The sequence below is a fragment of the Burkholderia sp. CCA53 genome (assembly GCF_001685525.1).
Taxonomy (GTDB): Bacteria; Pseudomonadota; Gammaproteobacteria; order Burkholderiales; family Burkholderiaceae; genus Burkholderia; species Burkholderia multivorans.
In genome coordinates, this window is the sequence record NZ_BDDJ01000001.1 from 336,644 (window position 1) to 355,018 (window position 18,375).

The 18,375-nt window shown below is 66.2% G+C and carries 20 protein-coding genes; 15 read left to right on the forward strand and 5 right to left on the reverse strand.

The annotated features are described in order from the left end of the window. The first annotated feature begins 58 nt into the window (after window positions 1-58). The 3 genes from BCR55_RS01525 to BCR55_RS29935 all read left to right on the forward strand — a co-directional run bounded on the left by BCR55_RS01525 (window position 59) and on the right by BCR55_RS29935 (window position 1,163). Window positions 59-514, forward strand: a complete 456-nt coding sequence (locus tag BCR55_RS01525; RefSeq protein ID WP_065494069.1) for a hemerythrin domain-containing protein — start codon at window positions 59-61, stop codon at window positions 512-514. 66 nt (window positions 515-580) lie between these two features. Beyond that, window positions 581-820 carry a putative zinc-binding metallopeptidase gene (locus BCR55_RS29930; protein ID WP_100085603.1) on the forward strand — a complete coding sequence of 80 codons (240 nt, stop codon included), beginning with the start codon at window positions 581-583 and terminating at the stop codon, window positions 818-820. A 121-nt stretch (window positions 821-941) separates the two neighbouring features. Next, window positions 942-1,163, forward strand: coding sequence for a hypothetical protein (locus BCR55_RS29935; protein ID WP_006401015.1), 222 nt, complete (start codon window positions 942-944; stop codon window positions 1,161-1,163). A 172-nt stretch (window positions 1,164-1,335) separates the two neighbouring features. Here the strand turns inward: BCR55_RS29935 and BCR55_RS01530 are convergent, their stop codons facing one another. The 3 genes from BCR55_RS01530 to BCR55_RS32145 form a co-directional block, all read right to left on the reverse strand. Further along, window positions 1,336-1,467 (reverse strand): hypothetical protein, encoded by a 132-nt coding sequence (locus BCR55_RS01530; RefSeq protein WP_006401017.1) that lies wholly within the window; start codon window positions 1,465-1,467, stop codon window positions 1,336-1,338. An 18-nt stretch (window positions 1,468-1,485) separates the two neighbouring features. Then, window positions 1,486-2,889 (reverse strand): OFA family MFS transporter, encoded by a 1,404-nt coding sequence (locus BCR55_RS01535; protein WP_053297405.1) that lies wholly within the window; start codon window positions 2,887-2,889, stop codon window positions 1,486-1,488. Between the two features lie 327 nt (window positions 2,890-3,216). Beyond that, window positions 3,217-3,498 (reverse strand): hypothetical protein, encoded by a 282-nt coding sequence (locus tag BCR55_RS32145; RefSeq protein WP_139094011.1) that lies wholly within the window; start codon window positions 3,496-3,498, stop codon window positions 3,217-3,219. Between the two features lie 419 nt (window positions 3,499-3,917). Here BCR55_RS32145 and BCR55_RS01540 point away from each other — a divergent pair, with 419 nt between their 5' ends. From BCR55_RS01540 to BCR55_RS01590, 11 genes are all read left to right on the forward strand, one after another. Continuing rightward, the gene (locus BCR55_RS01540) at window positions 3,918-4,556 is read left to right on the forward strand and encodes a hydrolase (protein WP_006401021.1); all 639 of its coding nucleotides are present in this window, start codon (window positions 3,918-3,920) and stop codon (window positions 4,554-4,556) included. 133 nt (window positions 4,557-4,689) lie between these two features. Then, a complete protein-coding gene (locus BCR55_RS01545; RefSeq protein ID WP_006401022.1) occupies window positions 4,690-5,076 on the forward strand; it encodes a DoxX family protein in 387 nt (128 codons plus the stop codon). Between the two features lie 48 nt (window positions 5,077-5,124). Continuing rightward, the gene (locus BCR55_RS01550) at window positions 5,125-5,418 is read left to right on the forward strand and encodes a putative quinol monooxygenase (RefSeq protein ID WP_006401023.1); all 294 of its coding nucleotides are present in this window, start codon (window positions 5,125-5,127) and stop codon (window positions 5,416-5,418) included. A 239-nt stretch (window positions 5,419-5,657) separates the two neighbouring features. Beyond that, window positions 5,658-6,611 (forward strand): LysR family transcriptional regulator, encoded by a 954-nt coding sequence (locus tag BCR55_RS01555; RefSeq protein ID WP_065494070.1) that lies wholly within the window; start codon window positions 5,658-5,660, stop codon window positions 6,609-6,611. 5 nt (window positions 6,612-6,616) lie between these two features. Beyond that, a complete protein-coding gene (locus tag BCR55_RS01560) occupies window positions 6,617-8,764 on the forward strand; it encodes an FUSC family protein (RefSeq protein WP_065494071.1) in 2,148 nt (715 codons plus the stop codon). A gap of 53 nt (window positions 8,765-8,817) precedes the next feature. Further along, window positions 8,818-10,290: an efflux transporter outer membrane subunit gene (locus BCR55_RS01565; protein ID WP_006401026.1), complete on the forward strand. Its 1,473-nt coding sequence runs from the start codon at window positions 8,818-8,820 to the stop codon at window positions 10,288-10,290. Continuing rightward, complete coding sequence (locus BCR55_RS01570; RefSeq protein WP_006401027.1) at window positions 10,280-10,480, forward strand: DUF1656 domain-containing protein; 201 nt, start codon at window positions 10,280-10,282, stop codon at window positions 10,478-10,480. Before BCR55_RS01565 ends, BCR55_RS01570 begins: the two co-directional genes overlap by 11 nt. A gap of 26 nt (window positions 10,481-10,506) precedes the next feature. Beyond that, complete coding sequence (locus BCR55_RS01575) at window positions 10,507-11,409, forward strand: HlyD family secretion protein (RefSeq protein ID WP_065494072.1); 903 nt, start codon at window positions 10,507-10,509, stop codon at window positions 11,407-11,409. A gap of 334 nt (window positions 11,410-11,743) precedes the next feature. Next, window positions 11,744-12,049, forward strand: coding sequence for a DUF3331 domain-containing protein (locus BCR55_RS01580; RefSeq protein ID WP_006401030.1), 306 nt, complete (start codon window positions 11,744-11,746; stop codon window positions 12,047-12,049). Between the two features lie 173 nt (window positions 12,050-12,222). Further along, window positions 12,223-12,423: a hypothetical protein gene (locus tag BCR55_RS01585; RefSeq protein ID WP_006401031.1), complete on the forward strand. Its 201-nt coding sequence runs from the start codon at window positions 12,223-12,225 to the stop codon at window positions 12,421-12,423. A gap of 169 nt (window positions 12,424-12,592) precedes the next feature. After that, window positions 12,593-13,024: a hypothetical protein gene (locus BCR55_RS01590; protein ID WP_006401032.1), complete on the forward strand. Its 432-nt coding sequence runs from the start codon at window positions 12,593-12,595 to the stop codon at window positions 13,022-13,024. Between the two features lie 25 nt (window positions 13,025-13,049). On the opposite strand, the gene ppx is transcribed toward BCR55_RS01590, so the two are convergent. Beyond that, window positions 13,050-14,564 carry an exopolyphosphatase gene (ppx, locus tag BCR55_RS01595; protein WP_006411726.1) on the reverse strand — a complete coding sequence of 505 codons (1,515 nt, stop codon included), beginning with the start codon at window positions 14,562-14,564 and terminating at the stop codon, window positions 13,050-13,052. 275 nt (window positions 14,565-14,839) lie between these two features. Here ppx and ppk1 point away from each other — a divergent pair, with 275 nt between their 5' ends. Then, on the forward strand, window positions 14,840-16,903 hold the full coding sequence (ppk1, locus tag BCR55_RS01600) for a polyphosphate kinase 1 (RefSeq protein WP_006401035.1): 2,064 nt from the start codon (window positions 14,840-14,842) through the stop codon (window positions 16,901-16,903). 101 nt (window positions 16,904-17,004) lie between these two features. On the opposite strand, the gene phoR is transcribed toward ppk1, so the two are convergent. Then, complete coding sequence (gene phoR / locus BCR55_RS01605) at window positions 17,005-18,324, reverse strand: phosphate regulon sensor histidine kinase PhoR (RefSeq protein ID WP_006401036.1); 1,320 nt, start codon at window positions 18,322-18,324, stop codon at window positions 17,005-17,007. Window positions 18,325-18,375: the final 51 nt, after the last annotated feature.

Sequence of the window (18,375 nt, forward strand, 5' to 3'; positions counted from 1 at the left end):
TGTCGATGCCGAGGCTTCTTCGGGGGCCTCGGCGTTTGAATCAGATAAAGGGGCTCGTATGGCGGAAACGATATTCGACGCACTGCGCGAAAGTCACGAAATCCAGCGCTCACTGATGCGCCGCTTGTTACGGTCGCAGCCCGGTGAAGTGCGCAGCGCGCTGTTCGAACAGTTGCGCATCGAGCTCGGTGCGCATGAAGCGGCCGAGGAACGCTTCCTGTATGTGCCGATGCTGATGGACGATCGCGGTCTCCACCCCTCCCGCGATGCGCTCGCGGATCATCACCGGATGGACGAAATCGTCGACGAGTTGCGCGGCCGCGATTCGGGTTCACGCGGGTGGCTCGCGACGGTCAGGAAACTGTCTGCCGAATTGCACGATCATCTGAAAGAAGAGGAAAAGATATTCTTCCAGATCTCGGGAAAGATTCTGCGGGCATCCGAGAAGACGGCGCTCGCGAAGCACTACCGGAACGACTACCTTCGCATGCATGCGACGCTCGCTGATGCGTAGCGGTCGCGCGGTTTTGTCGTGGCGTGGGATGAATGACAACCCTATTCGTTGACGCTGACCGCTCGCATGCACACCTTCCATTACAGCCGATGTTTGTGCCACGCAAACGGTCGAATCGCCGCCAACCTGGCCGACGCCGACGACGTGGCACATGAACGGATCCGCTCCAAGATGCGCGAACGGTATCGCACGCTTCTCTGCGATTTGGGGCACGGGATCATCGGATCAGACATCCGTCGACGAGGCGAGCTTCCGCAATCTGATGCGACGGCGGGTCGCGCTGACCGATGCGCTCAGCAGGCCTAGCGCAGCATCGCAGCACGGGCATGCGGAATGCGTCCGCCATTCGTGCTGGCGTATGTGATTTTCGCTAAACACCTGCGCGGCAGAGCTCGCGCATGAAACTTCCTTATGAGGCGTATTGACGATGAAGATCCTTTCGATTGCAGCAACGAGTGTCATTCTGATGGCCGCATCCTTTTCTGCACAGGCAGCGGGATGTTTGAAAGGCGCGGCAGTCGGCGGCGTCGCAGGCCACGTCGCAGGTCATCACGGTGCGGTAGGCGCGGCGGCAGGCTGCGCCATCGGCCATCATCAGGCAGCGAAAAAGGCCAAGGCAGCAAGCGCGGCGGCGGCATCGGGGCAGTGACGGCGCACAGTCGGGATGTTCGTAGCCGCTGTGACGCAAAACTCGAGCGATCACAGGAATTCCTTCTCGGCGCCACCCGCGCCGAACTCGGGCTTCTTTACGCAATAGAAGCCAGATGGCGAAATTAGACCCAGCACGCGTGCCGCATCGGGCACGCGCGCAATTCCCGCCTTCACTCGAACAGCTTCATCGCCGTCGCGAGCGTATTCACGACACCCCACGCAAGCGGAATCAGCACATATAACCAGAACACCGCGAGCAACGCCTTGTTGGTCGGCCGAGCGGCAGCAACGGTCTCGTTCATGTTTCGTGTCTCCTCGTTTTACTTGCCGGCGTCGAGCTGCGCGTCGGTCATGTGATGGCGCTCGTTCACGCGCGTGACGAACAGGTTGCAGATAAAGCCGATCACGAGCAGCGATGCCATGATGTGCACCGTCATCGTGTATGCGTCGGCCTTCACGACGCCGTGCGCGACTTCATATGCGCGGATGTAGTTGACGAGCACGGGCCCCGCGATGCCGGCGGCGGCCCACGCGGTCAGCAGCCGGCCGTGAATGCCGCCGACGTACGCCGTGCCGAACATGTCGGCGAGATACGCGGGCACGGTCGAAAAACCGCCGCCGTACATCGACAGGATCAGACAGAACGCGAGCACGAACAGCGCGATCTGACCGGACGACGCGAACAGCGGCGCGCAGAAATACAGCACCGCACCGAACGCGAAGAAGATGAAGTACGTGTTCTTGCGTCCGACCCAATCGGATGCCGACGCCCACACGAAGCGCCCGCCCATGTTGAACAGCGACAGCAGCCCGACGAAGCCGGCGGCGGCCGCCGCGCTCACGGCGCCCTTGAAACTCTCCTGAATCATCACCGATGCCTGCCCGATGATGCCGATCCCGGCCGTCACGTTCAGGAACAGCACGAGCCAGATCAGGTAGAACTGCGGCGTCTTCAGCGCTTCGTCGATGTGCACGTGATTCGACGTGATCATCTTGTGCTTCGTCACGGCAGGCGGCGTCCAGCCTGCCGGCTTCCAGCCGGCGGCCGGCACGCGGATCGCGAGCGCGCCGATCGACATCGAGATGAAGTACGCGATGCCGAGCACGACGAACGTCTCGGCCACGCCGACGCTCGTCGCGGTCTTGAAGTGATTCATCAGCGCGACCGACATCGGGGCGGCGATCATCGCACCGCCGCCGAAGCCCATGATCGCCATCCCGGTCGCCATCCCGCGGCGGTCGGGAAACCAGCGGATCAGCGTCGACACCGGCGACACGTAGCCGAGCCCGAGCCCGATGCCGCCCACTACGCCGTAGCCGAGGTACAGCAGCATGATCTGGTGCAGCTTCACGCCGAGCGCGGAAATCAGGAAGCCGCCGCCGAAGCAGCAGGCGGCGGTAAACATCGTGCGGCGCGGGCCGACGCGTTCGAGCCACTTGCCGGCGAATGCCGCGGACAGTCCGAGGAAGAAGATCGCGAGCGAGAAGATCCAGCCGAGCGTGGTCAGCGACCAATCGTCAGGCGCGGATTCCGTAATGCCGATGACTTTCGTGAGCGGGCCGTTGAAGACCGAGAACGCATAGGCCTGCCCGATGCACAGATGGACGGCCAGCGCGGCGGGCGGCACCATCCAGCGCGAAAACCCCGGCTGCGCGATGGTCGCTTCCTTCGAAAAAAACGGCGCGGAGCCCGCACGGGCGCCTGGATCGATAACGCTGCTCATCAGTGGTGTCTCCTGTGGGGATCGCGACGCGATCCGTTTTGTATGTCGGCGTTTCGACCCGGTGCCCCGGCCGCCGCACGAGCGCCGCTTATATGCAATTGGCGCTCATATGCAATGGGATGCGGGGTCGCTCCGCCGGCCGCTTTGGTATCGGCTTTCGAGAAATTAGTTCATATGAACAGCATGTTCAATATGTTATTTTTTCTCCTATTTCGCCGGCGCCGACAGCGCAGCGGGCGCGGACGCACCCCATGCGCGCAGGCTGGGGTGGCGCGGGCGGCCCACGCGGCGTGACGGACGCGCGATAAGCGTGATCGATGCCGCCCGCTAAATTACGAAATGCTTTCCGTCCCGTTCGTCGTCATCGACGCGAAGCGGACGTCGAAAGCCGACGTCGATCTTCTCCGTCGTCGGCACCATATCGCGCGCGGCGGACAAAGAAAGCGTTGCGCCCGGCACGGCAGCGAAAGTCCGCGCATTGCGTCCGCCACCCTCTTGGCCACGGCTCATCGCACGTCGACAACCGGGCTCGGCATTGATGCCGTCACCGATGCTCGTCGATGACCAACCGACGACGCGAACACACGCACTCGCCTGCGCATCGAACAACGGCAACGCCGACACGCAGGCGTCATGCCGATCGCTTTCGATCGCAACCGGCCGTCGCCCTCATGCTGCTGCACCGCGTCAGAGCGCATCGCTTGCGCGATCGCAGCCATCAGGCTTCCTTACCACACGCGTGCCGCGACGACGGTACGCGTGCACGCCGCGCGCGAGAGCCGCCCCGTTCGATGAACCAGAACACAATGTTCTCGATACGTGTGCTACGCACCGCACCGCGAATCGCATAAGCTAACGTCAGTCGCCGGTAAGGTTCCGATCCGGCGACGCATCGGGCACCGGTTTCGCGCCCTGCGCGTCCGGACCGCGTCAACCTCGCGCCGACACGGAGATGCCTCGCCTCGCACGCATAACGGGCCGGCGCGAGCCACTCCCGACCCTCCACCCACCCTGAACTGGAGAAAACCATGGCAAGCGAACCGATTCGCGACCCCGCGAACGATCACCTGCTCACCCCGCAGAATGCGGCGTTCATCGTCATCGATTACCAACCGGTCCAGGTCAATTCGATCGCATCGATGGATCGACAACTGCTGATTAACAATATCGTCGGCGCATCGAAGGCAGCAATCGCGTACAAGCTGCCGATCATTCACTCGACCGTCAACGTGAAGACCGGTCTGAACAAGCCGCCGATCCCGCAACTGCGCGCGGCGCTCGAAGGTATCCCGACGTACGACCGTACGAGCATCAATTCGTGGGAAGACGTCGAGTTCCGCAAGGCCGTCGAAGCCACCGGCCGCAAGAAACTGATCATGACCGCGCTGTGGACCGAAGCGTGCCTGACCTTCCCGGCGCTCGACGCACTGAAGGAGGGCTACGAAGTGTACGTGGTCGTAGACGCGGTTGGCGGCACGTCGGTCGCCGCACACGAGGCCGCGCTGCGCCGCATCGAACAGGCAGGCGGCAAGATGATCAGCGTCGCGCAATTGTTCTGCGAACTGCAGCGCGACTGGGCTCGCAGCGAAACGGTGCCGGCGTTCATGAACCTGTTCATCGAAACCGGCGGCACGGCCGGCATCCAGTTCTCGTACGACAAGAGCTGACAGGCGACAGCCTCGGCCGTCCCACGCGGTTGCGCGTCCGCACGTCGGCCGCAACCGCATATCGCACCCGGCGATGCACCGGCGACCCGCGCCTGCCGTCGTCGTTTTCCTTCCGTCCGATCACGAGTAGTTCATGGCCGATTACCTGTTGTTCGCGGGCCGCTTCTTCATCGCGCTGATGTTTGTACTGAGCGGAATCAACAAATTCCTGTTTTTCAACCACGGTCTCGATGAAGTGCGTGCGAAGAACCTGCCGTTCCCGCGTCTCGCGCTCGCGAGCACGATCGTCGTGCAGCTCGTGTGCGGCTTCGCGATCATGATCGGCTTCCATACCGCCGTCGCGTCCGCGCTGCTCGCCGTCTTCACGCTCGCGACCGCTGTCGTGTTCTACGACTTCTGGAACCAGCGCGGCACGCAGCGCACGCTGATGCTGACGGGCTTTCTCGAACACATCAGCATCATCGGCGGCTTCATGGTGCTGATCGCCGCCGGTCCCGGCCGTCTGGCCGCCCATCTCTGAGCGCGTGCCGATTCCCGCGGCCGCACCGGTGCCATCGAGGACAACACCATGAGCCATCTTCACATCGTCGCCGTGCTGTACGCGAAGCCGGGCCAGGAAGCACGCCTGCGCACGCGGCTCGCCGAGCTGGTCGCACCGTCGCGGCAGGAGCCCGGCAATCTGCGCTACGAGCTGCTGCTCGACGAAGCCGATCCGCGCCGCCTCGTTTTGGTGGAACGCTGGGAAACCGCCGACGCGCATGCACGGCATCACAACGAGGGACCGCACATCCAGGCGTTTCAGGCGCGCGACTGGGATGCCGTCGAACACGTCGACGTGTACCGGCTGAGCCAGATCGCGTGACGTCGCGCGCGCCCCGCGCACCACGCAAACAACGATGCCGCCGCGCAGGCCGCACGCGCACCGCGGCGCCATCGATCGTTCACCACCGTATCGCCGCCGCACCGCTGCGCGATGCGGCGAAGGTCATCGGAACCGACCTGCCACGCAACCGGGCGCATTCGATCCGGACAGTACGGAATCGGTGCATACGCATGCTTCCGATTCGCGTCCGACGACCCTCACAACGCAACATGACATCCTTGAACATGGACGATATCCAGGCCTTCCTGTTCGCAGTCGAGCGGCAGAGCATCACCGACTCCGCGCGTCGGCTCGGCCTGTCCAAATCCGTCGTCAGCAAACGCATCAGCGATCTCGAACGCACGCTCGGCGTTCAGTTGCTGATGCGCTCCACACGCAACGTCATACCGACCGAAGCCGGTCGAGCCTTCTATCAGGTCGCATCGCAAGCGATGCGGCAGCTCGTCGACGTGTCCGAAGCGATCGCCGAACGCGCGCACGGCGTATGCGGCGAACTGCGCGTGACGGCGCCGGTGAGCCTCACGCGCCGCTGGCTCGGTTCAGCGATCGCCGCATTCGCGGCCTCGCATACGCCGCTGCGCGTCACGCTCGAGACCGACGACCGGATCGTCAATCTCGACGTCGAGCGGTTCGACGTCGCGATCCGCTCCGCGCGCCTGCCGGACAGCGCACTGATCGCGCGCCGCATCGGGTCGTGCGAGCGCGTCATCGTCTGCAGCCCGGAATACATCGCGAAGCACGGCGAGCCGAAATCGATCGACCAGTTGCTCAAGCATCGCTGCCTGAACTACAGCACGGCTGCCCCGTCCGCGACGTGGTCGTTCGCCGCACCGGGCGGCCACAGCAAGCCGCGCGCGATCAATCCGACGAGCGCGTTCCTGTCGAACAACGGCGAAACGCTGTGCGACGCCGCGATCCACGGCGTCGGCATCGCGCTGCTGCCGCGCTACATCGTCGACGACGCGCTGCGCGACGGACGCCTCGTGCGCGTGCTCGCCGATGCGTCACCGCAGGACGAGATCGTCTACGCGGTCTACGCGCGCAGTCCGTTTGTCAGCAACAAGCTGAAGCTGTTCATCGAGCACGTGCGCGTCGCGTTGCTCGATCCGCTGCGACCGCCACACGGGCGCGATGCGCGGCGTGCCAACATGCTGTCCGAAGATCCTGCGTAACGATCATGGCCGGCGCTCCGCAACCGCTGTCGTCGAATCGTCCCGCGTCGCGCTTCGCACGCGCGCTCGGCGGGATGATGCGCGAATTCTGGCGCATGGATGGCGCGCGACTGATTCACGTCGCGAAGACGGTGCTCGCCGCGGTACTCGCGCTTGGCGTATCGATGCGTATCGAACTCGCATCGCCGCGCACCGCACTCGTGACCGTCGTCATTCTGATGATGCACCAGCACAGCGGCATGGTGATGGCGCGCGGCTTCTATCGCGGCGTCGGCATGCTGGTCGGCAATCTCGCAGCGCTCGTGCTGATCGGCGCGTTTCCGCAGGAGCGCGTGCTGTTCCTGTCCGCGCTGGTGCTGTGGATCGGCTGCTGCACGTGGGGCGCCGCATACTTCCGCAACTATCAGTCGTACGGATTCGTGCTGGCCGGCTACGCGACCTGCATCGCGGCGATTCCGTCGATCGACCGGCCGTACGATATCATCGCGAACGTCGTCACCGGGCTGAGCGAGGTGTCGATCGGCATCGTGTCGGCCGGCCTCGTCAGCGCGCTGCTCCTGCCGCGCCACGTGCGTGCGGTGCTGCTGAAAACCGGCGAAGACCACTACGCGGATTTCGTCGGCTTCGTACGCGTCGCGCTGATGCAGCGCGTACCGGACGACGAGCGCAACCGCCGCTATCTGCGGCTGATCGCGGCACGTGCACAACTCGAGAACCTGCGAAGCGCGGCCGTGTTCGAAGATCCCGACCTGCGCGCGCGCAACGACATCATGACGCGCCTCGCCGGCGAATTCCTCGACGCCAGCGCGCGCTTTCATGCGCTGCACCAGTACCGCGACCGGATCGCGCGCGCGGGCGACGCACGCACCGCACGGTTCCTCGACGCGCTGGGCGAATCGGCCGCGCGCGTGCTGCCGCCCGACGATCCGGCGCGGCCGTTCGAGCTGCGTGCTGTCGAACAGGTTGCCGATGCGCTCGGCCGCGAGCTCGCCACGCTTCCGGACGATGCGACGCTCGAGCGCACGCTTCCCGATCCGGTAGTCGCGCGCGACGCGATCACGGGCCTGTTCCTGCTGCGGCAGGCGCTCGGCAGCCTGCATGCGTATCTGACCGATTTCGTCGCACTGCGCCGGCACCCGGATGCGCCGGCCGCGCCGCAGCCCGACAGCGTACGCCCGGCGCGAATCGCGACCACGGCGAACCGGATGGTGTCGGCCGCCGCCGGCTTGCGCGCGGCGCTCGCGGTCTCCGCCGTGTCGCTGTTCTGGATCGTGTCCGGCTGGACCGGCGCAGCCGGCGCAGTCGTCTCCGCGACGATCGCGAGCGCACTCTACTCCATCATGCCGGCACCCGCGGCCGCGACGCGTCAGGTCGCGCTCGGCTGTACCGCCGCGTGGCTCGCGAGCCTGACGTTCGATTTCGCACTGATGCCGCGCCTCGACGGCTTCGCGCCGCTCGCCGCGGCGCTCGCGCTGTTCGTCGCGCTCGGCTCGTATCTGAACTCGTTTCCGAAGACTGCCGCGTTCGGGCTCGGCTTCAGCATCTATTTCTGCTTCCTGACCAACATCATGAATCCGGGCGTCTATGCGCCGACGGCGACGCTCGATGCGGGCTTCTCGTCGATCCTCGGGATCGTCGCCGCGTCGCTCGCGTATTCGCTCGTCGCGCCGTATGCGGGCGACTGGGCGACTACGCGCTATCTGCGGGGATTGCGGCGCCTGGTGTCCGACGATGCGTGCTTCGGCGCACTGACGGGCCTGATGCCGCGCTTCGATGCCGGCGTGCGCGACTTCATGCTGCAAATCGCTGCACGACCGGCAACCGGGCGGCTCGGCCAGCACGAACTGTTCGCGTGGACGTTCGCGTCGCTCGAAATCGGCCGCAGCATCGTCGATCTGCGCATCGCGAGCGCTGCCGCGCCGTCGCCGCCGCCTGCGTGGCCCGCGCACGAACGCGCGCTGTGCGCGTCGATTTCCCGACTGTTCGCGCAACCGTCGACCGATGCGCTGCGCGCGGCCGAGCAGGCGGCGGTCGATGCGCTCGCGGCACTCGGTCGCGACGCGGCGCCCCGCCTGCGCCACTGCGTGAATTTCCTGCTGGTTTCGCTGCGATGCAACCTGATCCCGCTGCCGATGCAGCCCGACGCGCGATGAGCTGCGCGACCGATTCCGAACGTAACGCAACGGCGCTCGTACCGCACGCGCGTATGACGCGCGCCGTACGCGCCTTACGCGCCGCCGCTTCGCTCGCGGCGCTGGTGCTCGCGGCGTGCGCGACGCCGGGCGATCGCGCACCGCGCGCGACGCGCGTCGATCCTGCAACGGTCGCGAGCGGCCTTGCGACGTCGGCGTCGCGCACCGCGTGGCCGCGCGACGGCTGGTGGCGCGCGTGGCGCGACCCGCAGCTCGACACGCTCGTCGCGGACGCGATCGCCGGCAACCCCGCGATTCGCGTCGCGCAAGCGCGTGCGGACCGCTTCGTCGAACTCGCGCGAATCGCCGGTGCGACGCGCTACCCGTCCGCGGCGGTCGACGCGGACTTCTCTCGCGCGCGCTTCGCGCGCTATGCGAGCCCGAGCCCGCCGGGCGGCAACACGGTCTGGAACAATTCGGTCGGCGCCGATCTGCGCTATGCGCTCGATCTGTGGGGCAAGCATCGCTCAGAACACGAAGGCGCGCTCGCCGACGTGCAAGCGGCCGCCGCGGACGCGCGCGCGGCGCGCCTGATGCTCGAGACCGCGGTCGTGCGCACGTACATCGTATTCGCGAAGACGTTCGATCAGCGCGACGTCGCGCTCGCGACGCTGAAGCGCCAGCAGGACATCGTCGGCATCGTCGAGCGCCGCGCGCGGGCGGGGCTCGCGAGCCGTTTCGAGCTGACGCAGGCGAGCACGCCGATCGCCGCGACGCGCGCGCAGATCGAGGCGCTCGATCGGCAGATCGCCGTGCTGCGCAACGAGCTTGCCGTGCTCGCCGGCCGCGGGCCGGGCGCCGGCGCGCCGCTCGCGCGGCCGGCGCTGCGGCTCGACGTACCGGTCGCGCTGCCGGCGAACCTGCCGGCCGAGCTCGTGGGCCATCGGCCGGACGTCGTCGCCGCACGCTGGCGCATCGAATCGATGTCGAGCGCGATACGCGCAGCGAAAGCCGACTTCTATCCGAACATCGACCTGATCGCGAGTGCGGGTCTCGCCTCCGCCGCGTTCGGCGGCTTCTTCACGCTCGTGAACAACGACGCGATGACGCACCGCTTCGGCGCGGCCATTTCGCTGCCGATCTTCGACGGCGGGCGCCGGCAGGGCCGCTATGGCGCCGCCGTCGCCGATTACGACGTGGCGGTCGAAACCTACAACCAGGCGGTGCTCGGCGCGTTTCGCGACGTCGCTAACCAGATCGAGTCGCTGCAGTCGCTCGCGCGACAGCAGGCCGACGTCGAAGCGTCGGCCGACACCGCGCGACGCGCGGTCGACTATGCGATGCAAGGCTATCGCGCGGGTCTGACCGATTACCTGACCGTGCTATCGACGGAAACCGAACGGTTGCAGGCGCAACAAAGCCTGGCGGACGTGCGCGCCGCACGGCTCGATGCATGGGCGCAGCTGATGGCGGCACTCGGCGGCGGCGTCGAGCCACCTACCGCACCGGCCGCCACCGCACCAGAAGGAGCTTCCGATGTTCGCTGAAATTCCGTTCGTGTCGCTGCTCGTTCCCGGCCTGCTGCCGGCCTTTGTGTCCTGCGCGATCGCGTTCCGGATCGTCGATCGCCTGCTCGCGCGCGCGGGCCTGTACCGGCGCGTGTGGCATCCGGCGCTGTTTCGTGTATCCGCGTTCGTGTGCCTGTTCTGCGGCGTCGCGCTGCTGTTCGCGCGCTGAGCACCCTATTTACGTATCGAGTCGACATGCGTTCCCAAACCTGCTTTCGCGTCGCGGCGACCCTGCTGCTGTTCGTCGCCGCCATCCTGCTCGCCCACGCGCTGTGGAACCGCTACATGTATGCACCGTGGACCCGCGACGGCCGCGTGCGCGCCAAGGTCGTCAATATCGCGCCGGATGTATCGGGCATCGTGACCGACGTGCTGGTCGCGGACAATCAGGCGGTCCGCCGCGGCGACGTGCTGTTTCGCATCGATCCCGAACGCTTTCGCTATGCGCTCGCGCAAGCGGACGCGCAGGTCGAGCTGCGCAAGGCCGAACTCGACATGCGCAGGCAACAGGCGTCGCGCCGCGCGCTGCTCGACAGCGCGGTCGTGTCCGCCGAAGTGCGCGAGGACGCAGGTTCGGCGGCGAAGCAGGCGCTCGCGAACTATCAGGCGGCACGGGCCGCGCGCGACGTCGCGCGGCTCAATCTCGCACGCAGCGAAGTGCGCGCGCCGGTCGACGGCTATATCACGAACCTGAACCTGTACGCAGGCGACTATGCGAGCGCGGGCGTCGCGCGGCTCGCGCTGATCGACGCGCATTCGTACTGGGTCTACGGCTATTTCGAGGAAACCAAGCTGCCGCAGGTGCGCGTGGGCGATCCGGCCGAGATCCGGCTGCTGGGGGATGGCCCACCGCTGACTGGCCACGTCGAAAGCATCGCGCGCGGCATCAGCGATCGCGACAACCCGGCCGGCGCGACGCTGCTCGCCGATGTCAATCCGGTCTTCACGTGGGTGCGTCTCGCGCAGCGCGTGCCGGTGCGCATTCGTCTCGACGACGTTCCGGCCGCGCAGTTTCTCGCGGCGGGGACGACCTGCACGGTCACGCTGCGCCCGGCGCCGCCCGAGCGCGGACCGGGCCGCCGCATCGACGCGCGCTGAAGCGTGAAGCGAAGAGCGCGTTCGCGCACATCGTTCGAGATCGGGAAACACCGTGTTCTCGAGTGCACGCCTTCCGGCACGCGCGGATACGCTCTTACACTTGGTATACGTCGGCCGGATCGTGCAGGCGCGCGGTCGCTGCGTCGCAGGACGAGCGAAGCGCGCGAGCACGGCCGCCGCGCCGCACATTCGACAACGGGAGGCAACGAATGGCAACGAGCAACGCGTATCTGTCCCGATTTCGTTGCGGACCCAACGATTCCGGTCGAATGCCGTCGGCGGTGCGGGCTTCGCCTCGCGCCGACGACTGCCGCGCAGCGGGCGGCAGCCGCTCATGCTGAGCGCAGCGTCCTGCGGGGTCGCGCCGCGCGCGATCGCATCGCCGTCGCGCAGCGAAGTCCACGTGACGATTCTCGAATATTCGACGGAAAGCCTGCTCGTGCGCTGGGTCGAAAGCGGCCGTCGTCATTACGGCGAGCAGAAATGGCGGCGCGCGGTCGCGAAGCGCGCGGGCCGCTGCGCGTATTCGGGCCGCGCGATCGACGAAGGCGATGCGGTGTACCGCCCGACCGGCCGTCCTCGACCGGGCAATCATCTTGCGATGATCGCAGCGGACGTGCTCGACGCGGCGTTCGGCTGATGCGGCGCGATGTGCGGCCGCGTGCGGATGCGACAGTCCGTTCTGCAGCCTGCGGCTAATCGCGCGCGGCGATCGTCTATATCGTATTCATCATCGCGTGTCGCACCGTGCGGCCACGGCCACGCGCAACGCCGGTCTGCGACGCCACGCCGTTTTTACAAACAGGAGCAACGATGGAATTCTTACTGGATCATGCACTCGACGACGAAGCCGCGCGGGCCGTCGAACACGAAATCTGGCGCGTGGACCCCGATGCGAAGGTCGAGATCGACCGCGCGACGTCGCGCGTGACGGTCGATTCGTGGTTGTTTCCCGAGGAGTTCGTCGTCGCGTTCGAGGACGCGGGTTTCGCGGTCCGGATCAAGGATCATTGACGCGCGCGATGACGGGCGATGGCGGACGATGGCGGACGATGGCGGGCGCACGCCGCGTCGGGCGCAAGGATTGCTACCGCAACGGCCTTGCGGCAACCGGGCGATGACCGCCGGCCGCCGCAGGTACGGCGAACGCGCGATAATATCGACCCAACCCCGTCAAAATCGCATGAAGAAAACGACCCGAACCGCCCTCTTCGGCGCGCTGCTCGCCGTCGCGACGGCCGGCACTGCGACGGCCAAATCGCTCGACGACGCGCTCGACTGCCATTCGAACGGCCACAAGTTCGTCGCGCCGCTGCTCGCGGCCGGCGACATCCAGCGCGAGCCGATGCACGTCGAATCGAATTCGGTGAATGCGTTCCGCACCGCCCGGCCGCTGACGGCCTACGGCTTCGGCGTGTACGTCGTGCTCGGCTATCAGGCGAACGATCCGCTCTTCCGCCCGGGCGACGGCACACCGATCGGCGACTGGGCATACGGCGTCGTCGTGCGCGGCACGAAAAGTGCCGTCGAGGAGGCGGTGCGCAAGGCCGGCAGCGATGCGACGGTCAAGCAGGCGTTTCCGTTCCTGACCGCGATCGTCTGCTCGTCCGACTGAGCGGCCGGCACCGACGCCGCGGCCGTCATGCGCCCGTATAGACGACGCGATACGGAATACCGACCTTCTCCCATTCCGCCGCTTCCTGGCTGAGGCTGTAATCGGTGAGCGGATTCTGCTCGACCCACGCGCTCGGCAGCCGCACTTCGTAGCCGCCCTTCTTCATCTGCGCGACCGAAATGTCGGGCAGCCCGGCGTCGGTACGGCGCCGGCACAGCAGCGCCGCGAGCCGCAGACAGAACAGCAGCGGCCACTCGACTTCGCGCGCCTGCGACAGCTTGCCGAGCTTACCCGCATGGCCCAGCACCAAGGCGGCCAGCCGCGCCTGATCGGTGCGCGAGAAACCGGGCATGTCCGCATTGCTCGCGATATACGCGGAATGCTTGTGATATGCGCTGTGCGAGATCGACAGCCCGATCTCGTGCAGCGCCGCGGCCCAGCCGAGGAACGTCCGGCACTCTTCGCGCCGCTCGTCGTCCGGCTCGCCGAGCTGATCGTAGAAGCGCACCGCCAGCGCGGCGATTCGTTCCGCCTGCGCGCGATCGACGCCGTAGCGGCGCGTGAATCCTTCGACGGTGACCGCGCGCATGTCCTCGTGCTGCGTACGGCCGAGCAGGTCGTAGAGCACGCCGAGGCGCAGCGCGCCGTCGGTCGTGTCGACGTAGTCGACGCCCAGTTCCTCGAACACGGCCAGCATGATCGCGAGACCGCCGGCGAGCACCGGCACGCGATCGGGCTTCAGCGCGATCAGCTTCAGGCGGTTCACGTTCTCGGCCTTGATCAGCGCGCGCTTGAGCCGCTCGAGGCCGCCGCGCGAGATTCCGTGCGTGATGCCCGGATCGTTGAAGCCGTTCGCCTCGACGAGCTCGGCGAGCGCGCGCGCCGTGCCCGACGAGCCGATCGCCTGATCCCAGCCCGCCTTTTTGTATTCGCTCGAAATGATCTGGATTTCGCGCTTCGCCGCGAGTTCGGCCTGCCGCATCGTGTATTCGTCGACGTTGCCGGCCGGAAAGAATGCGCGGCTGTGGCTCACGCAACCGATGTACAGACTCTCCATCACGAGCGGCGTGTAGTGCGAGCCGATGATGAACTCGGTCGAGCCGCCGCCGATGTCGACGACGAGCCGCTTGCCGGCGCTCGCGGGCACCGAGTGCGCGGCGCCCGCATAGATCAGGCGCGCCTCTTCGCGGCCCGCGATCACTTCGATCGGGAAACCGAGCGCGGCTTCCGCCTCGACGAGAAATTCGCCGGCATTCTTCGCGACGCGCAGCGTGTTGGTCGCGACCGCCCGCACATGATCGGGATGAAAATCGCGCAGGCGCTCGCCGAACCGCTTGAGCGCCTCCCAGCCGCGCTCCTGGGACGCGCGGTCGAGCAGTTTGTCGCTCGACAGCCCGGCGGCAAGCCGGACCGGCTCGCGCAGCGCATCCACAGGGTAGATCTGGCTTCCCGCCGGCGTCTCCTCGACGCGTCCGACGATCAGCCGGAAGCTGTTCGAGCCGAGATCCACGGCAGCCAGCAAGTGGGGAGTTGTAACCATCAGAAGGGGCTCCGTGCGCGTTCGCTCGCGGCATCCGTGCGGCCCGCGAAGCAGTCGATCGAAGCGCACATTTTAAGCGTGGAACGCTTTCGGGCGCCACGCCCGGCGAACATGCGCACGATACGAGCGTATATCGCCGCACATTCGCGATATCACCCGTTTCAGGCGTATATTTTGCTGATATATATTTAGTCTTGTCATCAGCACGTCATCGAATCGTGAGAGTTTCCGAGCGTCCTTTCGAAACATCGCCCGACCTGCCTCCTATATTGCCGATGTCCGTCCGTTATCCGCTTCTCAACCGTGAACTCGGCATCCTCGGTTTCAACGAGCGCGTGCTGGCCCAGGCGGCCGATCCGCAAGTCCCGCTGCTCGAGCGCCTGCGCTTCATCTGCATCACGAGCAGCAACCTCGACGAATTTTTCGAAGTCCGGATGGCCGGCCTTCAGGAACAGATCCGCGACAACCCGGGCGCGATGACGCCCGACGGGATGTCGCTGCAGCACGCGTACGACCTCGTCGTCGAGCGCGCGCAGCGGCTCGTGCATCGGCAGTACACGATGCTGCACGAAACCGTGCTGCCCGCGCTCGAACAGGAAGGCATCTACTTCCACAACAGCGACTCGTGGAGCGACGCACAGCTCGAATGGGCGCGGCGCTACTTCCTGGACGAGCTGCTGCCCGTGCTCACCCCGATCGGCCTCGATCCCGCGCACCCGTTCCCGCGCGTGCTGAACAAGAGCCTGAACTTCGTCGTCGAACTCGAAGGCCGGGATGCATTCGGGCGCCAGGCCGTGATGGGTATCGTGCAGGCGCCGCGCGCGCTGCCGCGCGTCGTGCAGATGCCGCAGGCGCTGTCGGGCTTCGAGCACGGCTTCGTGCTGCTGAGCTCGTTCATGCAGCGCTTCGTCGGCGAACTGTTCCCGCAGCTCGTCGTGAAAAGCTGCAACCAGTTCCGCATCACGCGCAACAGCGAACTCTTCGTCGACGAAGACGAAATCACGAACCTGCGCGTCGCGCTGCAGGGCGAACTGCCGGCGCGCCATCTCGGCAACGCGGTGCGCCTCGAAGTGTCGGCCGACACGCCGCAGCACATCGTGCGGCGGCTGCTCGAGGAAAGCGGACTCGGCGAGAAAGACTGTTACCGTGTGATCGGCTCGGTGAACCTCGTGCGGCTGATGCAGATTCCCGATCTCGTCGACCGGCCCGACCTGAAGTTCACGCCGTTTACCGCATCGATTCCACCGGCGATCGCGAACGCGACGACGATGTTCGACGCGATCGACGAAGGCGACATCCTGCTGCATCACCCATACGAAAGCTTCCAGCCCGTGCTCGAGCTGCTGCAGCAAGCCGCGCGCGATCCGAGCGTCGTCGCGATCAAGCAGACGATCTATCGCACCGGCACCGATTCACCGCTGATGGACGCGCTGATGGAAGCCGCGCGCAACGGCAAGGAAGTGACGGTCGTCGTCGAGCTGCTCGCGCGCTTCGACGAGGAAACCAACATCAACTGGGCGTCGCAGCTCGAAGCGGTCGGCGCGCATGTCGTATACGGCGTCGTCGGACACAAGTGCCACGCGAAGATGATGCTGATCGTGCGGCGCGTGCTGCAGGGCGGCAGGGCGACGCTGCGCCGCTACGTGCACCTCGGCACCGGCAATTACCATCCGCGCACCGCGCGGTTGTACACCGACTTCGGGCTGATGACGGCCGACCAGAAGATCTGCGAGGACGTCCACCATGTATTCCAGCAGCTGACCGGCATCGGCGGCGAACTGGCGCTGCACGAGCTGTGGCAGTCGCCGTTCACGCTGCATCCGCGCATCATCGAGTCGATCCGCACCGAGATCGACAACGCACGCGCCGGCAAGCGTGCGCGCATCGTCGCGAAGATGAATGCGTTGCTGGAGCCGTCGGTGATCGCGGCGCTGTACGAAGCGTCGCAGGCCGGCGTGAAGGTCGACCTGATCGTGCGCGGCGTCTGCGCGCTGAAGCCCGGCGTGCCGGGGCTGTCGGAAAACATCACGGTGCGCTCGATCGTCGGCCGTTTCCTCGAGCATCACCGGATCTACTACTTCCATGCCGACGGTGCCGAGCACGTCTATCTGTCGAGCGCCGACTGGATGGATCGCAATCTGTTCCGCCGCGTCGAAGTCGCGTTCCCGATCCGCGAGCGCAAGCTGAAGCGGCGCGTGATCGCCGAAGGGCTCTCGGTGTGCCTCGGCGACAATCAATCGGCGTGGCAGATGCAAAGCGACGGTCACTACCGTCGCCGCCGCGCCGGCAAGACGGTGCGCAACGCGCAGCTCGGCCTGCTCGCGAAGTTCTGTTCGTGATCGCGTAGCGCGAAGCGACGCCCATGAAAAACGCAGCCCTCGGGGCTGCGTTGTCTCATGCCGATCGCTTATGCAGATCGCGTGCCGCGAGCGCGCCGCGCTCACGATGCCATCGAGGCCGGACGAATCGCGATGATCCGCGACGCGGGAAAACGCGCCGTAAAAGTACTGCCGCGCCCTTCCTCGCTCTGCACGTACAGATGCGCGTCGTGCCGCTGCAGCACGTGCTTGACGATCGCGAGCCCGAGACCGGTGCCGCCCGTATCGCGCGAGCGGCTGCGATCGACGCGATAGAAGCGCTCGGTCAGCCGCGGCAGATCGGCGGCCGGAATGCCGAAGCCGCTGTCGGTCACCGAGAACACGCCCTGCGCGCCTTCGCGCCGCCACGTCACGCAGATCTTGCCGCCGTCCGGCGTGTAGCGGATCGCGTTCGTCACGAGATTCGCGAACGCGCTGAACACTTCGGTCTGCGCGCCCGTCACGCCGAGCGTGTCGTCGATCGAGAACGTGATGTCGTGATGGCCGTTCGACAGCGTGTGCGCGTCCTCTTTCAGATGGTCGAACACCGAGCGCATGTCGATCGCGCGATCGAGCGGCGGCTTGCTTTCGCCTTCGAGCTTCGCGAGCACCAGCAGATCGGTGACGATGTGCCGCATCCGCGACGCCTGCTGCTCCATCATCTCGAGATAGCGCGCGCGATCCTCTTCGCCGAGCGGCAGTTCGCGCATCGTCTCGAGAAAGCCCGACAGCACGGTGAGCGGCGTCTTCAGCTCGTGCGACACGTTCGCGACGAAGTCGCGGCGCATCGCGTCGGTACGCTCGAGCTCGGTGATGTCCTGCGTGAGCAGCAGCTTGCGGTTCTCGCCGTACGGAAACACCTGCACGGCGAGCACGTTCTGCCGCGAGTCGCCCATCCCGCGCATCACGAGCGTTTCCTCGTAATGCTGCGCGTTGAGATAGCGGACGAAATCGGGATGACGAACGAGATTCGTGATGTGCTGGCGCAGGTCGCGCTTCGCGTCGAGACCGAAATGCACTTCGGCGATCGCGTTGCACCACTCGATCTGGTCGTGATCGTCGAGCATCGCGACGCCGTTCGGCGAGGCCTGGATCGCCTGGATGAAGCGCGAATGCTGCTGCTCGACCTGCCGCACCTGCGCGTGCCACTGCTTCGCGAGCTTGTGCAGCCGGTAGTAGATCTCGCCCCAGATGCCGGGCGCGCTCGGCACTTCGCCGTACACCGGCGCATCGAGCAGCCGCCACAGACGCTGCGTATGGAACGTACTGAAAAAGCCCTGCACGATCAGCATCGCGGCCGCGAAGCCGAAGCCCGCGGTCGGGCCGGCGAACACGCCGACCAGTACGCTGATCAGCACGAGCAGCACGAGCGACACCAGAAAGCGCGCCCAGATGATGTTCATGATTCAGCGTCCAAAAGAATGAACGGCATGCCGCGTTGCCGGCATGCCCGA

Coding starts and splice junctions, on each gene's coding strand:
- BCR55_RS01525 (WP_065494069.1), top strand. CDS start 59: ATGGCGGAAACGATATTCGACGCACTGCGCGAAAGTCACGAAATCCAG.
- BCR55_RS29930 (WP_100085603.1), top strand. CDS start 581: ATGCACACCTTCCATTACAGCCGATGTTTGTGCCACGCAAACGGTCGA.
- BCR55_RS29935 (WP_006401015.1), top strand. CDS start 942: ATGAAGATCCTTTCGATTGCAGCAACGAGTGTCATTCTGATGGCCGCA.
- BCR55_RS01530 (WP_006401017.1), bottom strand. CDS start 1,467: ATGAACGAGACCGTTGCTGCCGCTCGGCCGACCAACAAGGCGTTGCTC.
- BCR55_RS01535 (WP_053297405.1), bottom strand. CDS start 2,889: ATGAGCAGCGTTATCGATCCAGGCGCCCGTGCGGGCTCCGCGCCGTTT.
- BCR55_RS01540 (WP_006401021.1), top strand. CDS start 3,918: ATGGCAAGCGAACCGATTCGCGACCCCGCGAACGATCACCTGCTCACC.
- BCR55_RS01545 (WP_006401022.1), top strand. CDS start 4,690: ATGGCCGATTACCTGTTGTTCGCGGGCCGCTTCTTCATCGCGCTGATG.
- BCR55_RS01550 (WP_006401023.1), top strand. CDS start 5,125: ATGAGCCATCTTCACATCGTCGCCGTGCTGTACGCGAAGCCGGGCCAG.
- BCR55_RS01560 (WP_065494071.1), top strand. CDS start 6,617: ATGGCCGGCGCTCCGCAACCGCTGTCGTCGAATCGTCCCGCGTCGCGC.
- BCR55_RS01565 (WP_006401026.1), top strand. CDS start 8,818: ATGACGCGCGCCGTACGCGCCTTACGCGCCGCCGCTTCGCTCGCGGCG.
- BCR55_RS01570 (WP_006401027.1), top strand. CDS start 10,280: ATGTTCGCTGAAATTCCGTTCGTGTCGCTGCTCGTTCCCGGCCTGCTG.
- BCR55_RS01575 (WP_065494072.1), top strand. CDS start 10,507: ATGCGTTCCCAAACCTGCTTTCGCGTCGCGGCGACCCTGCTGCTGTTC.
- BCR55_RS01580 (WP_006401030.1), top strand. CDS start 11,744: ATGCTGAGCGCAGCGTCCTGCGGGGTCGCGCCGCGCGCGATCGCATCG.
- BCR55_RS01585 (WP_006401031.1), top strand. CDS start 12,223: ATGGAATTCTTACTGGATCATGCACTCGACGACGAAGCCGCGCGGGCC.
- BCR55_RS01590 (WP_006401032.1), top strand. CDS start 12,593: ATGAAGAAAACGACCCGAACCGCCCTCTTCGGCGCGCTGCTCGCCGTC.
- ppx (WP_006411726.1), bottom strand. CDS start 14,564: ATGGTTACAACTCCCCACTTGCTGGCTGCCGTGGATCTCGGCTCGAAC.
- ppk1 (WP_006401035.1), top strand. CDS start 14,840: ATGTCCGTCCGTTATCCGCTTCTCAACCGTGAACTCGGCATCCTCGGT.
- phoR (WP_006401036.1), bottom strand. CDS start 18,324: ATGAACATCATCTGGGCGCGCTTTCTGGTGTCGCTCGTGCTGCTCGTG.